Genomic DNA, 17,435 nt, shown 5'->3' with positions numbered 1-17,435 from the left:
AAACTCCCATCGCTTTCCACGCAGCATGTGGAAAAGGCGCCCGGCACTCCATTGCCGGGCACTTGCCGCATCACCAGGTGTACGACACACCCAGCTGGGCGCCGACATCGCGGAAGCCCATGCCGCCGCTCTGCCGGCTCAGTTCTCCCCAGCCGCGCCAACCGCCGGACAGATTCACCTGCACACCGGCCTTGGCCTCGTAGATGTCGCGCGGCAGCTGCCGCTGAAGCCGCTCGCCGTCCATCGCCATGCCCGCGCCGTTGCCGCCGGACCACCAGTTCACTGCCACGTACGGATGCACCTGGCCCTGCGCCGGGCTCAACCCGCGGCTGTAAAGGCGCAGGCCGAGGCGGGTGCTGGTCTCGTCACCACCGCGGTCTTCGACCACCGTGCCGTTGGCCTCGACCACGCGATCGCTGTCATAGCGGCTGTGCACCACCTGCAGCTGCGGTTGCAGGTAGATGCCGCGCTGCGCGGTGCGCCGCAGGGGCAGCACATAGCCGGCTTCGGCCGATGCACTCCAGTTGCGGGCGTCATAACGTTCCTTCTGCAGGCCATCGCCCTGCACGCTGTTGCGGAAGCGGCCGTACTGCAGCCAACCATCCACATAGGCGCCGCCCTGCATGCGCGCATCCTGCAGCCAGGTGGCATAGGCACCCACATTGGTGCCGGTAACCACGCCACGCGCCGTGTAGCCGGTCACCTGCGAGCGGCTGTCATTGCGCGCGCGGCCGTGGCCGAGCATCGCACCTGCCTGCAGTTCGCCCGCGCCGCCCACCTCGAAGCGACGGCCGACGCCGACCAGCACGCTGCTGATCTGCCCATCGACCTGGACCTGGCGGCTGCGGTCGTGGCTGTCGGGCTGCGCGCTGCGAAGGTGCATCCAGGCCACAGCATCGCTGCTGGCGCCGGCCTCGGCGGCGGGATCACCGGCGCGGTCGTACAGGCTGTGCCGGAACATGCCCAGCGCGGCGCTGCGGTTGGCCAGGTAGGCCGCCGGTTCCGGGCGTTCCACCTGTGGGCGCGGCGGATCGATCGGCGGCTCCGGCGGCAACGGTGGATCCACCGGCGGTTCCGGCGGTGACGGCGGATCGACCGGCGGCTCCGGCGGCTGCGGCGGCTGCGGCGGATCAATCGGCGGTTCCGGCGGCTCCGGCGGATCGACGGGTGGCACGTATTCCGAACGCAGGTACCAGTTGCCATCATCCGGGGTCGACACGCCGCCCTTGAACAGGAAGTAGTCGTAGGCACCGGCAACCGCGCGCCCCTGCAGGCTGAACTGTGCATCGGACTGGCCGCCAACGGTGATCAGGCGGATGCCCTCCTGCGTCAGTGCACCGGCACCGCCGGCATTGCGCACGCTCACGCTGGCAGTGCCGCTGCTGTTGCCATTGATGACCAGCTGGTCGCCCAGCGAAGTGTCGTCACCCAGTGCAAGGTTGAAAATCCACTGGCCACCGTTGCCCACATAGTCGCCGCTGACAGTGACGGTCTTGAAGCCGCTTGCCCCCGGGGCATCAAAGGCGATGGTGCCGGCGTGTTCGAGCGCGCCGACGCTGGAGCTGCCACGCACGTTCCATTGGCTGCTGCCATCCAGCGCAAGCTGTGCGACCTGGTAGCCGGAGTCGTTGCGCAGAGCACCGCTGAACGTGGTGCCGTTGCCCAGCACCATGCGTACGTCAGCCGTTGCACTGTCGACTACCACGTCACCGCGCAGCGTGCTGGCGTCGGCGCTGAAGTCGATGCGGCTGGTCGCCACGCTGCTGCCATCGGTGAACACCGTGTCGCTGACCCGCAGCAGGCGCCCGCTGCCGTCGCCTGCGGTCACATCGCTGCCATTGACGGTCAACGCATGGTTGCTGCCCTGCAGCCAGAACGCGGCGCCGCTGGCGGTCTCGATGTGGCTGTCATTGAAGGTGGCACGGTTCCAGTACGGGCCGAACGCGGTCAGGTAGGAGCGGTAGCCACCACTGTTGCTGCCAGTCATGCGGATGTCCAGGCGATCGGCCTGGGTCAGCCGCGCGGTGTTCATGTGCACGATGCCGAACACGTTCTCGCCGTCGCCGCGGATCGCAACGGTGTCGAGCAGCGCGGTGGCGGTGGAGCCACCGATGAACACGCCGCCACCCCCGTTGCCGCGCACGTCGATCACGTTGCCGCTGGCTTCAATGCGGCTGGCGGTGCTGCCGGTGGAACCGGTCACGCGTACGCCATAGGTCGCATCGCCGTGCGTGGTGATCCGGCCACCCTGCACGGTGGCGACCCCGCCGGCGATCTCGACACCGTAGCCGTAGGTGTCGGTCCAGGTGTCGATGGTGCTGTCGGTCAGCTGCAGGCGCGACTCATCGCTGGCCAGCCAGAATCCGGAGTAGCCATCACGCACATCGAACGCTGCGTCGCGCGCGGTCAGCTGGCCCCAGCTGTTGATGTTCACGCCATAGCCGCCGACGGTGGAGAAGCTGCCGCCGTTGATCACTGCACTGGAATAGGTCTTGCTGATGCTGCTGCCGAGCAGGCGCATGCTGCCGCCCACCGAATGGGCTTCCACGTTCTCCAGCAGCACGCTGCCACCGCTGTCGATATCGAACCAGCCGTTCTGCAGGTAGGTGTCGTACAACTCGGCGCGGCTGCCCACGCCGTTGACCGCCACGCCTGCAAGGATGCCACCGGGAGCGAGGGTGATGCGGCTGTTGCGGATCGTCAGCAGGCCTGCGCTGTCGGCGCGCAGGCGGGCACCACCGTCGGCGCTCATCTGCAGATCGGCCAGGTGCAGTTCACTGCCCTTGCCGGACGCACCGGCCAGCACCGCACCGGTACCTGTCGCTGAAAGGCGGCCCCCGGTGTAACGGATCACGCCACCGTTGTAGGCCTGCACGCTGCCGAATCCGCTGCCATTGCGCGTGGCATCGATGTCGACATCGCGCGCATCGATCACACTGCCGGCTCCATTGGCATACAGCGCGTAGAAGCCCGCGCCGGTAGCGGGTGCGATCGACAGGGTGGCACCGCGCAGCTGCACCTGGCCGCCGTTGGCGGCAGACACGGCGCTGCCATTACCGGTCACGTTGATGCGGCTGCCGTCGATCAGTGCGCTGCTGCCAGCGCCGGTGACGGCCAGTGCGAAGCTGCCCGCGCCATGGGTGAGGACATCATCGGTACCCAGCTGCAGGCTGTTGCCATCGCTGACCTGCAGGGGCCCGGTCAGATCGGCGGCGTGGACCGGCAGTGCCGCCCACAGGGCGGTTGCCAGCAGGCTGGGAAGGAGGGGAGCAGGCGCGAGGCGCGCGCGCCCGGACGCACGGCGGCGCCGAGTGGGGGAGGCGTACATGCTGTTGGACTTCCTGTGGCAGGGCGCAGCAGGGCTGCGCGGACTGGCGCGGCAGGGCCGCGTCGCTGCGGAAGCCACACGCGATGGCAGCTGCAGGCGCCATCGGGCTTCCGTCCCCCACGGCGACGCGGTTGCTGCCGGCAGGCGCACCATGGCGGGATGCGTCCAGCCTAGAAATCGGCACTGTCCTATGGAATCAGGCGTTTCCTAAAGCCGTCGCAGGCCCTCGTACGGGGCCCGCAGGATTCAGCCTGGAGTGGGCCTCAGGCGAACAACGAGGCCTGCAGGCAGTACTCGATCAGTGCCTGGTCACTGTCCACGCCGAGCTTGCGCATCGCACTGATCTTCTGCGTGCTGACCGTCTTGGCGCTGCGCTGCAGCTGGCGTGCGATGTCGCCCACGCTCATGCCGCCGGTAAACAGCCGGATCACTTCCAGCTCGCGCGGCGACAGGCGTGCACGGACCGCATCGGCATCGGCTGGTTCGCTCGCCGCGACCGGCAGCAGGCCCGGTGGCCGGTAGACGCGGTCGGCCAGCACCACGCGCAGGGCCTGTACCAGGCTGCCCAATCCATGGCTCTTGAGCACGACGCCGCCGGCACCGGCGGCATACATCGCTGCAACCAACGACGGATTGGACACCATCGTCAGCACCAGCAGGCGCGTCTCCGGGAAGCTGCGGCGCAGGAACGAGATCAGCTTGATGCCGTCCCCGAAGCGGTCGCCCCCCGGCATGCTGTAGTCGGTGATCACAACCTGTGGCCGGGTCCGGGTCATCAGTTCGATCAGCGTCGCCGGGTCGGCCGCTTCGCCCACCACGTCCAGGTCAAGTTCCCCGGCCAGTACGTCGCGGATGCCGGCAAGCACGATCGGGTGGTCGTCGGCGATGAGGATCCGTGTGGTCATGGCGGGGTCGGGTCGTCAGGTGGGGAAGGGGAGGCCGCATCAAGCAGCGGATGCAACAGCTGTTCGAGGCGTCGCTGGAAGCGGGCAAGCGACGCCGCCTGGGTGGCCAGGTCATCGCCGCCCGCAAGGCTGTGCTCGATCTGCAGGCCGCTGTCCACCAGCGCGGGTGCGCCCACGATGACCAGTGCGCCACGGATGCGATGCAGTACCTGCACCACGCGCGCGGGATCGGCGCTGGCAATCGACTGGCGCAGGCTGTCCAGGTCGGCCTGCATTGTCCGCACGAACAACGCCTGCATCTTCGCGGGAACCTGCAGCGGGAGATCATCATCGAGCGTATCGGTGGATTCCGGTCCTTGCGATGGCGCGGGAACCGTTGCATCGCCCCGGGTGATCCCGATCAGCAGGCGTTGCAGCGCTTCCAGCGTGATCGGCTTGACCAGCACGCCCTGCATCCCCGATTCCTGGCAGCGTTGGCGTTCGGCCGGGTCGGCGTTGGCAGTGGCCCCGTGGATCGGCACGCGGGCACCACGTGCCCGCAAGGCACGGGCCAGGCCATAACCATCCAGCCCCGGCATGTTCAGGTCGGTCAGCACCAGCGCGAACTCGTCCTGCTGCCAGTAGCCCAGCGCTTCATTGCCGTCGCTGGCGACCACGGCGCGGCAGCCGAGCTGTTCCAGCTGGTCGCGCAGGATCGCCTGGTTGATCGGGTTGTCCTCGGCCACCAGCACCTGCAGGCCGAAACGGCGCGTCGCCGGCAGGCGCCCTTCGGTGCTGGCCGCCAGCGGCTGGCCACTGGCGGCGGCCAATGCGAGCACGATCGCGTCGAACCGGTGCAGGCCAACCTGCCAGGCGCCATCGATCTGCCGTGGCCGCACGCCGCCTTCGCGGCAGGCAACCACGCGCGGTCCATCCACCCACCCGGGCAACGCGTCGTCCAGGACCAGGTCGAGCAGCACGGTGGACGACGGCAAGCCCGCCGGGCTTTCATCGCGGTACACGCTGGCCAGTGCACCGCGCTGCTGCAGGCGGTCGCACAGTGATTGGACCAGCTCGCGCACACCGCCCCGCACCTGTACCTGCAGGCCCGCAGGCAACTGCGGCGCCGGAGATTGCTGCGGATCGGCCGGCGCCGGGGGCAGCGGCAGTTCGACGCTGAAGCTGCTGCCCAGGCCGCTCTCGCTGACCACGCGCAGCCGGCCTTCCATCAACGCCACAAGATGCGCGCAGATGGAAAGGCCCAGGCCGGTGCCGCGCATCGCATCGGTGCCCGGGTTGGCCTGGTAGAACGGCTCGAACAGGTGTGCCTGGTGCTCGCTGGCAATGCCGATGCCGGTATCGGCGACCTGCCACTGCAGCCAGCAGCGCTGCTCTTGCCAGCGTGCCGAAACGCGCACCACCACGCGTCCGCTGTCGGTGAACTTCAGCGCGTTGCTGATCAGGTTGTTGAGTATCTGGCGGATCCGAGCCGCATCACCGCACACCACGGGTGGCACATCGGTGTCGATGCAGGCGTAGAACTGCAGCCCCTTGCCGGCGGCCGCGGCAGCATACGAGTCGAGCGCATCCTCGGTCAGATGCACTGGATCGAACGGGCTGGGTTCCAGGCTCAGTTGCCCGGCCTCGGCCTTGCTGACATCGAGGATGTCGCTGATCAGTTGCATCAGCGTCGAGGACGAACGCTGGATCGTCCCCAGGTAGTCCCGCTGACGCGCATCCAGTGGCGTCAGTCCGAGCAGTTCGAGGGTGCCGAGCACGCCGTATAGCGGCGTGCGGATCTCATGGCTCATGGTGGCCAGGAACTGGCTCTTGGCCCGGTTGGCCTGGTCGGCGGCACGGCGCGCCTGCTGCAGCACCTGCTCGGCTTCGTGCTGGCTGCTGAGATCGATGAACAGGCACAGCACCGCCGGCTCGCCGCGGTAGCGCGCCGGCGTCGCCGTCACCAGCAGGTGGCGGCCTTCGGGCGTGGTGTAGGCCAACCCATCGCCGAGCGTGGTGCCTCCAGCGGCGAGCACGCTGCGCCGCCAGGGGCCGTGCCAGCCTCCGGTATGATGGTCTTCACCCAGCCAGCGGCGGGCGAGGGTGTTGTCCAGCAGCACATTGCCATCGGTACGGCGCAGCAGGCACAGCCCGATCGGCGCGTTGTCCAGGATCGTGCGGCTGAAGGCTTCGCTTTCCAGCAGCCGCGCGTGGTTGCTGCGCAGCGGCTCGATGACCGAGCGCCGATACGCGCGCAGCACCAGCGTGCCACCCAGTGCCAGCAGCAGGGCCACCACCGTCGCACCGAGCAGCGGCCCCTGCGGGTGCTGGAATACCTGCCGCCAGCTGACGTGGTAGACCGCCAGCCAGCCGCGCTCGCTGCGCATGCGGAACTGCAGGCCTCCCAGGCCTGCCTGCCAGGAGGTGCCAGCGTTGCTGGCATCTGCAGCATCGCCCAGCAGGCGCTGGCCATCGGCATCGAACAGCGACAGCCGTTGGAACACCGGAACACCCAGCACCTGCCGGTAGTCATCGACGCGTGCCGGATCGAGCAGGCACGCCAGCGCGGCCTGCGAATCCTTGCCGTCCTCACCCCACAGGCGCGCATCCTGCGGGGCGTGGGCGATGGCGAGCAGCCAGGTCTGCCGGTCGCGCCACGGCACGCTTACCCAGACGATGCCGCCGCGCTGCAGCGTGGGCCGCGTACCCAGTGCGCGGTGGATGTCGGCGATCGCCGGGCGCAGGTGATGCGGGCTGTTCTGGCTCGCATCGGTACCGACGATCTGTACCGGTGCCAGCAGCCCGCGTGTGCCCTGGCCATCGACCAGCAGGCATTGCGGTGGTGGGTAGCGCGAAGCGGACCAGAACGTGCCGTAGAAGCGCAGGAACCGGTCGCCCAGCTCGGTCGGTGGCGAACGACCGGCGCCCTCGGTCCCGATCACCGCGAAGTTGGCGTACAGCGGACCGCGTCGCAGTTCCACGCTGGCATCGGCAACCGGCTGGCCTCGTACGCCGACATCATGCAGCCGCCACTGGCGCAGGAAGCGCTCCTGCTCGCGCAACGTGCCGTCCAGGCGGCGGAAGTGGTACTCGATCTTGCTGCGCTCTTCGTTCAACAGCTGCGAGCCGGCCGACAGCAGCAGTCCGGCCTGCAGGGTCGCCAGCACCACCACGCCGATCAACAGGGCATGGACGCGGAGCGAGCGGCGAGCGAGTCGGCGTACAGGAGCGGCCTCGGCCGGCATGGCAGGTCTCAGGGCAGGGGGCGGACATTGGCACCGGTGGCGGCGCGAAGTCCGCCGCTACTGCACAGACAGGATCGTCAATGCCGCTTGATGTTTTTGTGAAGTCGTCGTGGAATCCACGTCAGCGCAGGGCAGCCTGCGGTCGTTCGTCCAGTTGCGGTGCTTCCTCGTCCAGCAAGCGGTTGAATTCGTCCGACGGCAGCGCCTGCGAGATCAGGAACCCCTGCACCTGGCTGCACCCCAACTGCCGCAGTGCGGCGAGGTCGGCATCACTTTCCACGCCCTCAGCCACGATGGTCAGGCCCAGCTGGTTGGCCAGTGCGATCACCGTCGACAGGGTCAGGTGCAGGGCCGGGTCACGGGCGCAGCCACTGACCAGCGCGCGGTCGATCTTGACCTCGGTGAAGGGGGTATTGACCAGGTTGTGGACCGAGCTCAGGCCCTGCCCGAAATCATCCTGGGCCAGGCCGAAGCCCTTCATGCGCAGCCGGCAGGCACCGGCATAGAAGTCGCTGACGTGCCGCGTGGTGCTGTTCTCCATCAGTTCGAAGCACAACTCGCCGGGCGAGCCGCCGTGGGCCAGGGTCAGCGCCAGCAGCTCATCGGGCAGGTCCGACTGCTCCAGCAGATGAGGCGGCAGGTTGATCGACACCGGTACCCGGAAGCCTTGCTTGCGCCAACGCGCCTGTGCGCTGATGCTGGCCTTGAGCATCATCCGCAGCAGGTCGCCCTCCAGCCCGTAGCGGCAGATCGCCGGCAGGAAGCTGCCGGCAGCCAGCGTGCCCAGCTGCGGGTGGCGCCAGCGCACCAGTGCTTCGGCCGCCACCACCCGTCCGGAGTGCAGTGACTTCTTGGGTTGGAACCACGCCGTCAGGCTGCCATCGGCCATCGCCTGGCGCAGCTGCGACGCATCCGGTTCGGGAACTGCCGCTGCCGCGAGTGAGGGGGCCTTGCCGGTGGCCGGGCGCGCCTGCGCCAGCGCCTCGAACAGGGCGTCCACGTCGGCGGCCGCCACCGGCTTGGGCAGCAGGCCGATCACATCCAGCCCCAGCGATTCGGCCATCAGCCGTGCCGAGGTCATCATCCGCCGCGGGGCCGCGCTGACCACGGCAAGGCGCGGCGGGCGTGGTTGCGCCGCCAGTGCCTGGATGAACTGGATGCCGTCCTGCCCGGGCATCAGCAGGTCACTGACCACCAGGTCGTAGGGCTGGCAGGCACACAGTGCGATGGCGGCATCCACGTCTTCGCAGGCATCGACCTGGACACCGGCGCGGCTGCCGAACAGGTTTGCCAGGAAACCACGCTGGAAGGGCTGGTCTTCCAGGATCAGGACGCGCTGGGTCATGCGGGGTCTCCTTGGCGCAGGGCGGTGAGCGCCTTGCGCAGGCGGGCGATGTCGATGGGTTTGCTGAGGTAGCCCTGCATGCCACTGGCCAGGCAGCGCTCGCGCTCTTCGGCGGTGGCATTGGCGGTGGCGCCGATCACCGGTACCGGGTCGCCGTCATCGCGCAGCTGGCGGGCCAGCGCGTGGCCGTCCATGCGCGGCATGTTGATATCGGTCACCACCAGATCGAAGCACTGCTCGCGGCACCGCTGCAGCGCCTCCATGCCATCCTGTGCCAGCTCCACGTCGCAGCCGAGGGTGCGCAGCTGCTCGGCCAGGATCACCCGGTTGATCGGGTTGTCCTCGACGGCCAGCACGCGCAGGCCCAGAGGCATCGGTGGTGCCGTGCGCGTGGCCTCCGGCTGCGCCGCACGCTGCTGCTGCACGCTGGCGAGCGCTTTGCCGATCGCGGTCATGCCGTGCAGGGTCACCACCAGGCTGCCATCGGCGGCAGTGATCGGCTGGTCACCGCCCTCGATCGATGCCACCACGCGCGGGCCCGACCAGGCCAGCGGCATCCCGGCTTCGCCATCCATCAGGATCGCGCCGTCATGGTCCAGCAACGCCGGGTCGCCAAGCAGGGGCTGCGCGTTGGCGCCCCAGCGACACAGCCAGCCACAGGCACTGTCGACCAGCTCGCGGTCGCGGCCGCGCACCAGGATCGGTGGTTCCGGCAGCAGTGTGGGGCCATCCTCGGCAACGGCCAGCACCGGCAACGGCAGGCGGACGCTGAAGCTGCTGCCCAGCCCGGGCTCGCTCACCACCTGCAGCTCACCGCTCATCAGGCGTACCAGGCGGTCGCTGATGGACAGGCCCAGGCCGGTGCCCTGCGCGCTGGCCGCGCCGCGGACCTGGCGGAACGGTTCGAACAACCGCGCCTGTTCCTCCGCAGCGATGCCCACGCCGGTATCGGTCACCTGCCAGGCCAGCACGCTCGATTCACCTTCGCGCTGCACCTGGCGCACGCGCAGTACCACCCGGCCATGCTCGGTGAACTTGATCGCGTTGCTGAGCAGGTTGCCCAGCACCTGGCGGATGCGGTCGGCATCACCGAGCACCCGTGTCGGCAGGCGCGGATCGGTACAGACCAGGATCTGCAGGCCCTTGCAGGTGGCCGACGCGGCGAAGCTGCGCAGCACGCTCTCGGTCAGCTCGCGCGGCGAGAACGCCGTCGGCTCCAGGCTGAGCTGTCCTGACTCGATCTTGGAAACATCCAGCACATCGCTGATCAACTGCAGCAGCACCGACGAGGAACTCTCGATGGTGCGCAGGTACTGCGACTGCCGGGCGTCCAGCGAGGTGTGCCCCAGCAGCTCCAGCGTGCCCAGCACGCCATACAGCGGGGTGCGGATCTCATGGCTCATGGTGGCCAGGAACGCGCTCTTGGCCTGGTTGGCCGCATCGGCGGCCTGGCGTGCCGACGACAACGCGGCCTGGGCCTGGCGGTGCCGGGAAATATCATGGAAGACGCACAGCAGCACGTCATCGCCCTGGTAGCGGCAAGCCGCGTGCAGCACCTGCAGCTGGCGCCCGTCGCGGGCGGTGAATTCAAGTCCACGCCCGCGTTCGCCGGCATGTCCGCGCCATGGTGCCTGCCAGTCGCTGTGTTCGCCTTCGTCGCCGAGCCAGTCGCGCAGCAGCTGGTTGGAGAGCAGCAACGCGCGGTCGCTGCGGCGCAGGACGCAGATGCCGACCGGCGCCATGTCGATCACCGTCGAACTGAAGTCCAGGTTCTCCAGCAGGCGGCGGTGCTGCTGCAGGGCTGGCTGGATCAGCTGGAGGTCCACGCGATGCCGTAGCAGGCGCAGCGCAACGCCGGCCAGCAGCAGCAACAGCACGCAGACCAGCAGGGGCACGGCCAGGTCGCCCAGCAGCAGCTGCGGCGGCAGGTGGTAGACCAACCGCCAGCCGTCATTGCCGACACTTTTCACCAGCGCCACGCCGCGCGGCAGGCCGCCGCTCCACAACGTGCCGAAGCTGTCGTCCTGGCGCTCCCGCAGGGTCTTCCAGCCCGCACCATCCAGCCGCGGCGCCTGGCTGGACAATGCAGGCTGCCCCGCACGGTCGAGCAGCGCATAACCGCCAATGCCCTGGCCGTCGATCATGCTCGCCGCCGCCGCGCCATCGAGCAGCAGCACCAGCCACTGCGCCGGTTGGGGGCCCGCCTGTACCGGCTGCGCCAGCGCAACGCCACTGTCACCTGGCCGCAGCCAGTACACCGGGTCTGCACCCTCGAGGCTGCCGCTGCGTGCCTGCAGCGCACGCAGCGATGGCAGGTGCACCAGGTCGACGTCAACCTCGCCCCCGGCCAGCCAATGCGCGCCGTGTGCATCGATCAGCAGCAGGTGCGTCTGCAGTGCCCGCAGCGTGTGCTCGGCGCGTGCTGACAGCAGCAGCCGTAGGCCCGGCTGGCCACCGGGACCATCCAGCGGCACCTGGCGCACGCCCTCGCTGTCTGCGGCCGGTGCATCCGGGTTGCCGGCCAGCACCGAATCACCCAGGTAGCGCAGCAGGGCTTCGCGCTGGTCGAAATAGATCTGTGCCTTGTAGGCCGCTGCATTCATCTCGCGGCGATGGGTCGAGATGTCTTCGGTGAATGCCGTGAGCAGGTAGAACCCGGCTGCGGCGGCCAGGCAGATGAAGACGCAGACGGTCAGGCAGCGCAGCAACACCGACGCGGTGGTCGATGGCACGGCCTGCTGCAGCGAAGGGCGGGGAAAGCGGAACATGCAACGATGCTAGGGAGCGGCGCTGACAGCGCGGAATCAGCTGTTTCCTAAAATCCCCCGCTGGCCGGTCAGGCCGGAGCCTGCGCGTGGGTACCGTTCAGGCGGCGGAAAAGAGAACCCCCGCCGAAGCGGGGGTCTCCTGTATCGGCGCTGGCCAGGCACTTACAGAGCGCCGCCACCGAACTTGTGGGTGTACTGCAGGTTGATCGTGCGGCCGACGCTGTCGAACCAGGACACGTCGTAGTACGGGTAAGCGGTGTAGGTACGGTCCTTCGGCGGCATCTTGTTGAACACATTGACCACCGACAGCGACAGGCGCGAGTGGTCGTCGAAGCGGTACTGCAGCGAGGCGTTGTAGCGATAGGTCGCCTTCACGTACGGGCTGTCGCCGCTGTCCCAGTCGAACACCTGGTCGTAGCTGTCCGAGGTCGGCAGCTTGCCCAGGCGCGAGCCGTACACCGTTGCCGACCACGCATCCTTCTCCCAGGTCACGCTCAGGCTGGTCTTGGTGCGCGGAATGTCGAAGCCACTGTTGACCGCGAACTGGTCTTCGGTGCGGTCGCCGGGGTAGCGCTGGAAATCATGCTTCTTCACCCAGGTGTGCGTGCCGTTGAAGATGAAATCGCCGATGCCCGTCTGCAGGCGATAGCGCAGGCCGACGTCGATGCCGGAGGTGGATTCGCGGGCGACGTTGATCGGCTCCACGCGCACGCCATACAGGCGTCCGTCGTTGCTGCGGGTGATGCGGGCCAGCGCGTCCACGCAGGTCGGCGAATAGATGTCGGCGCTGCCCAGGCGGCAGTTTGCTTCGTTGGCCAGGAGCGTGCGCACGTCCATGTCCTGCACCTGGTTGCGCATGTCGATGTCAAACCAGTCCACCGACAGGTCCAGGCCGATCGCCGGCGACCAGACGAAGCCGGCACTCCACGACGTGCTGGTTTCCGGGTCGAGCTGGCGGTTGCCTGTGCGGCTGCGGATCAGGCTGCGCTCGTAATCGGAACAGTCGCTGGCTTCCTCGAGGCGGCAGGTGTACAGATCCTCGGCGCTGGTCTCGTCGTTGCCCGGTCCGGCAAACACATAGTGCAGGTCCGGTGCACGGAATGCGGTCCCGTAGGAGCCGCGCACCAGCAGGGTATCGATCGGGCGCCATTCCAGGCCGCCGCTCCAGGTCGCCTTGCCGATGGTGTGTCCGGAATAGCGGTACTGGTCGTAGCGGCCCGCCACGCTCAGGTTGACCGTGTCGTGCAGCGGCATGCGCAGTTCCGCAGCCGTCGCCCAGCGGTTGCGCGAGCCCTTGCCGTCCGAATCCTTCCAGCTGTAGTAGTAGTACCCGGTCGCCAGCGGATCGGGGTTCAGCGAGTAGGCCTGCTGGCCCACTTCTACGGTCGCGGCAAACCCGGCGTCGCCCCCCGGCAGGGCGAACAGGGCCGAGTTGGTCAGGGTGAATGCCGCCGTCTCGGTGCGCGACTTCGGGGTGTAGGTGGTGCGCGCGGCGATCGAGTCGTACTCGGCGCGGGTCAGCGGCCGGTACAGGCGTGACGGATCGGCGTTGTAGACCGGGAAACCGTCGTCATCCACGCCCAGCTGCGGGCCCAGGAACAGGTCGTTGGCCTTGGCGGCAATGATCTGTGCCCAGCTGATGCGCGACTGGTACTGCGAATGGCTCAACGCCGCTTCGTAATCCCAGCTGCCAATCAGCTTGCCCTTGAAGCCGGTGGTCACGCTGAAGGTCTTCTGCGTGCTGCGCACCATGGCGTTGCGCAGGCCGCCCATTTCCTCGGGCGAGAACTGGCGCTGCCAGAACTCGATCTCGCCAGTGGCTTCGTTGTTGAAGTAACCCGACTCATCACCGTTGGCATCCATGCGGCCCCACTGGGTGACGTCGCGCATCAGCGACATCGTGTGGTAGCCCAGCTGCACGTCGGCGAACCACTGCTGGCCATTGTCGAAGTCATGGCTCAGCGACGCGTAGCCGTTGGCACCGCGGCGCTTGCTGAGGATGGTGCCGTAGCCGATCGAGCTGTCGCTGCCGCAGTAGTAGCCGTACTTCGGGCGGTAGGCGCGATAGGTGCTGCCCTGGTTCTGGCCGGACAGCGCTTCGCAGGTGGCGGCGCCCGGGTCCAGGTAGTCATCGTTGTAGTCGGTGCGCAGATAGGCGCGGCGCGCGATGCGCGAACCCTCGGTGGGGCCATCCTGGGTCGAGTCCTGGATGTCGCGCTCATAGGCCCACAGCGGGGTCTGCGACTGCAGCTCGACGCTGTACACGGCGTTGAAGTTGCCGCGGCTGAATCCGCTGGCCAGGCTCATGTCGAACGACTCGCCACCGCCTTCGCTGGTGGTGCCCATGCGCATGTCGATCGTGGTGCCGTCGGCCTTCTTCTTGAGGATGAAGTTGACCACGCCGGCGATCGCGTCCGAGCCGTAGATGGCCGAGGCGCTGCCGGTCAGCACTTCGATGCGCTCGATCATGCCCAGCGGGATGTTGGAGACATCGGTGAAGTTGCTGCGGCCCTTGAACGGCATCGGGAAATCGGCAATGCGCCGACCATTGACCAGCACCAGCGTGTGGTTCGGGCCCAGGCCGCGCAGGTCCACCTGCTGGGCGCCCGGCGAGAAGTCGGCGCCACTGGAAGACTGCTGGCTCTGCGTCTCACCGCCGTTCTGGGTCATCGCACGCAGCACGTCCGGCACGCTGGTGAAGCCACTGGAGCGGATCTGCTCGGCGTTGATCACCGTGATCGGAGCGGGGCCTTCCACCTGGGCGCGCGGAATGCGCGAGCCGGTGACCTGCACCGCGTCCAGTTGCTGCACCGAAGAGGAAGCCGGTGCCTGGGCCGCCGCGGAAGCAGCCACGCCCATCAACGCCAGCTGGATCGACCACGCCATCGCCTGTCTACGCATGAGGAATTCTCGGAAAAGAAGCCGGCCCGCAGAGGAGGGGCCCTGTCCCCCATTCAGACTTCCGGAATGGGCGCGCGCATTTAACGCCTTTTTCATGTCCTTGACTACTGGGCCCCTATCTGGCAAAGAGTGAAAACGCTTGCAAGTCGATTTTGTTCAGGGAGATCAAGATGCGACGCCTCGACCGCACCCTGCCTGGCCCCTTCGCCTGGCTGGCGCTGCTGGTGCTGGGCTGGCCATTGGCCACGCCCGCGCAGGACCTGCAGGGCCCCGGCTTCGCCTATTACGAAGTCGGCGATCTGGAATCCCCGCGTCCCGGTCCGCGCGCGCCCGCCATGATGCTGATGGGCGGTGGCGAGTGGGTACCGGAGGCGTTCCAGTGGTGGCTGAAGCAGGCCGGCAATGGCCGTGTGTTGATTCTGCGCGCCTCCGGTGGCGACGAACTGCAGGACCGCCTGTACCGCGAGATCGGCGGCACCACCGCAGTGCAGACCCTGGTCTTCGACAGCCGCCGCGGTGCCGATGATCCGGCGGTGCTGCGCGTGGTCGCTGCGGCCGATGCCATCTTCATTGCCGGCGGCGACCAGTCCCGCTACATCCGCTTCTGGAAGGGCACCGCACTCAACCGCGCACTCAACGCCCATGTGCGCGCCGGCAAGCCGATTGCCGGTACCAGCGCTGGCCTGGCCATCCTCGGCGGCTATGCCTATGGCGCCATGGATGGCGGCAGCATCACCTCGGCCGGTGCGCTGGCCGACCCGATGGGCAGTGCCGTGACCCTGGACAGCGGCTTCCTGCAGATGCCCTACCTGCAGCGCGTGGTCACCGACACCCATTTCGACAAGCGTGACCGGCTCGGTCGCCTGATCGTGTTCGTGGCACGTGCCGCCCAGGACAGCGGCGACCCTGACATCGTCGGCATCGGCGTCGATGAGGACACCGCCCTGTGCGTTGAGCCCGATGGCCGGGCCCAGGTCTACAGCGCGGATGGCGAAGGCAAGGTGTGGGTCGTCAGCCCCGGCCGCGGTGCCGACCGCCTGGTGGAGGGCGAGCCACTGCGCTTCCATGCGGTGCCGGTGACGGTGGTGGCCAGCGGCAGCCGCATGCGGCTGGATGATTTCCAGGCCGAGGCCGATTACCAGGCCGTGGCCGACGTCAGTGACGGCGAGATTGAAGTCGTCCGCCAGTGATCTTCCTTCGCGGTAGTGCCGGCCGCTGGCCGGCAACCCGTCTGTCCTGATGCGACCGGTGCCGGCCAGCGGCCGGCACTACCGGTGCAATCCTCTCACTACACCTTCTGGAGACGTCCCTGATGAAACTTCGCTTGGTGCTGTCCGCGCTGCTGTCCCTGCCGTTGCTTGCCCAGGCCGCCCCGGCCGCCTCGCCGTTGCTGGTCATCCACGGCGGTGCGGGCGTCGAGCGCAAGGACCTGTCGCCGGCTGAGGAGAAGGCTGCGCGCGACGCGCTGCGCGCGGCGCTGCTGAAGGGCCATGCCGAACTGGCGGCCGGTCGCCCGGCGCTTGCAGCCGTCACTGCGGCAATCACCGTGCTGGAGGACGATCCGACCTTCAACGCCGGCAAGGGCGCGGTGTTCACCCATGACGGCCACAACGAACTGGATGCCGCGGTGATGGACGGCGCCACCCAGGCTGCAGGTGCGGTGGCTGGCGTGCAGCGGGTGCGCAACCCGATCCTGCTGGCCCAGACCGTGATGCAGAAGTCCAGGCACGTCATGATGGTCGGGCAGGGTGCCGAGGCGTTCGCGGTGGAGCAGGGCATCACCCTGGTCGATCCATCCTACTTCCGTACCGACAAGCGCTGGCAGCAACTGCAGCGCGCATTGAAGGAAGAAGCCAGTGGCCAGGCGCACGCCGACCTGGAGACCGCAAGGCACTTCGGCACGGTGGGCGCCGTTGCGCTGGATGCGCAGGGGCAGCTTGCCGCCGGCACCTCCACCGGTGGCATGACCAACAAGCGCTATGGCCGTGTGGGTGATTCGCCGATCGTCGGCGCCGGTACCTGGGCCGACGCGGGCTGCGCGGTATCGGGCACCGGTTGGGGCGAGTACTACATCCGGACTGCGGCCGCGCACGAGATCTGTGCGCGCATCCGCTACCAGCGGCAGACGCCGGAGCAGGCCGGCAGGGGCGTGATCAACGAGATGATTCCGAAGATGGGCGGCGACGGCGGCGCGATCGTGCTTGCCGCAGACGGAAAAATGGCCATGCCGTTCAACACCCAGGGCATGTATCGGGGCTGGATCGGCGCCGATGGCGTCCCCCATGTCGCAATTTTCGCCAGCGAGACCCTGCCGGTCCCTGGGCAATAACCTTGCGTATCAATGGGTTTGCGACAACGTGTGAAAAAGATGGAAAAAAGCGTTGACAGCCCCCCGCCCGATCAGCAGAATAAGCGGCTCACCACCACACACCGCAACGCTTCGGCGGCAACGGGTTGGGGTGGTAAGGAGGGATACCCAAGCGGCCAACGGGGGCAGACTGTAAATCTGCTGGCTTACGCCTTCGGTGGTTCGAATCCACCTCCCTCCACCAGTTTCACGTTGTGACATTCCCGGCGCGGGAGTAGTTCAATGGTAGAACCTCAGCCTTCCAAGCTGATGGTGCGGGTTCGATTCCCGTCTCCCGCTCCATTGAATGAACTTTGAATATTATCGAGTTCATGTCATAATGCAAAACTCGGCTCACGTAGCTCAGTCGGTAGAGCACTTCCTTGGTAAGGAAGAGGTCGAAGGTTCGATTCCTTTCGTGAGCACCATCTTAAGCATCACCTCTCAGACGAATTCGAGATAAGCAGCCATGGCCAAGGGTAAGTTCGAGCGCACCAAGCCGCACGTCAACGTCGGCACCATCGGTCACGTCGACCACGGCAAGACCACGCTGACCGCCGCACTGACCAAGATCGGTGCCGAGCGCTTCGGTGGCGAGTTCAAGGACTACTCCTCGA

9 protein-coding genes and 3 tRNA genes are annotated in these 17,435 nt (G+C 67.7%); 6 read left to right on the top strand and 6 right to left on the bottom strand.

Annotation, left to right across the window (positions count from 1 at the left end; translation table 11 throughout):
* Window positions 1-70 precede the first annotated feature (70 nt).
* From KXV01_RS19725 to KXV01_RS19700, 6 genes are all read right to left on the bottom strand, one after another.
* Window positions 71-3,328 (bottom strand): autotransporter outer membrane beta-barrel domain-containing protein, encoded by a 3,258-nt coding sequence (locus tag KXV01_RS19725; RefSeq protein ID WP_263468018.1) that lies wholly within the window; start codon window positions 3,326-3,328, stop codon window positions 71-73.
* 263 nt (window positions 3,329-3,591) lie between these two features.
* Window positions 3,592-4,233: a response regulator gene (locus tag KXV01_RS19720; protein WP_049416983.1), complete on the bottom strand. Its 642-nt coding sequence runs from the start codon at window positions 4,231-4,233 to the stop codon at window positions 3,592-3,594.
* The gene (locus KXV01_RS19715) at window positions 4,230-7,457 is read right to left on the bottom strand and encodes a hybrid sensor histidine kinase/response regulator (protein ID WP_111097369.1); all 3,228 of its coding nucleotides are present in this window, start codon (window positions 7,455-7,457) and stop codon (window positions 4,230-4,232) included. Before KXV01_RS19715 ends, KXV01_RS19720 begins: the two co-directional genes overlap by 4 nt.
* Window positions 7,458-7,578: 121 nt before the next feature.
* Complete coding sequence (locus tag KXV01_RS19710; RefSeq protein WP_049416986.1) at window positions 7,579-8,802, bottom strand: EAL domain-containing response regulator; 1,224 nt, start codon at window positions 8,800-8,802, stop codon at window positions 7,579-7,581.
* Window positions 8,799-11,570, bottom strand: coding sequence for a response regulator (locus tag KXV01_RS19705; RefSeq protein ID WP_111097368.1), 2,772 nt, complete (start codon window positions 11,568-11,570; stop codon window positions 8,799-8,801). Before KXV01_RS19705 ends, KXV01_RS19710 begins: the two co-directional genes overlap by 4 nt.
* Before the next feature lie 162 nt (window positions 11,571-11,732).
* On the bottom strand, window positions 11,733-14,471 hold the full coding sequence (locus KXV01_RS19700; RefSeq protein ID WP_111097367.1) for a TonB-dependent receptor: 2,739 nt from the start codon (window positions 14,469-14,471) through the stop codon (window positions 11,733-11,735).
* A 170-nt stretch (window positions 14,472-14,641) separates the two neighbouring features.
* Between KXV01_RS19700 and KXV01_RS19695 the strand changes: the two genes are divergently transcribed.
* From KXV01_RS19695 to KXV01_RS19670, 6 genes are all read left to right on the top strand, one after another.
* Complete coding sequence (locus tag KXV01_RS19695) at window positions 14,642-15,661, top strand: cyanophycinase (protein ID WP_099485630.1); 1,020 nt, start codon at window positions 14,642-14,644, stop codon at window positions 15,659-15,661.
* A gap of 122 nt (window positions 15,662-15,783) precedes the next feature.
* On the top strand, window positions 15,784-16,800 hold the full coding sequence (locus KXV01_RS19690) for an isoaspartyl peptidase/L-asparaginase (RefSeq protein ID WP_099485604.1): 1,017 nt from the start codon (window positions 15,784-15,786) through the stop codon (window positions 16,798-16,800).
* A gap of 137 nt (window positions 16,801-16,937) precedes the next feature.
* A tRNA-Tyr gene (locus tag KXV01_RS19685) sits at window positions 16,938-17,023 on the top strand.
* Window positions 17,024-17,047: 24 nt separating this feature from the next.
* Window positions 17,048-17,121 (top strand) — tRNA-Gly (locus KXV01_RS19680).
* A 49-nt stretch (window positions 17,122-17,170) separates the two neighbouring features.
* Window positions 17,171-17,246 (top strand) — tRNA-Thr (locus tag KXV01_RS19675).
* A 41-nt stretch (window positions 17,247-17,287) separates the two neighbouring features.
* Window positions 17,288-17,435: GTP-binding protein (locus KXV01_RS19670; RefSeq protein ID WP_230078978.1), on the top strand; the 148-nt coding region annotated here is incomplete at its 3' end.

It is taken from the genome of Stenotrophomonas sp. Ps181 (assembly GCF_025697425.1).
Lineage (GTDB): Bacteria > Pseudomonadota > Gammaproteobacteria > Xanthomonadales > Xanthomonadaceae > Stenotrophomonas > Stenotrophomonas sepilia.
Note: the sequence above shows the minus strand (reverse complement) of the source record. Positions and strands in the feature narration are given on the sequence as shown.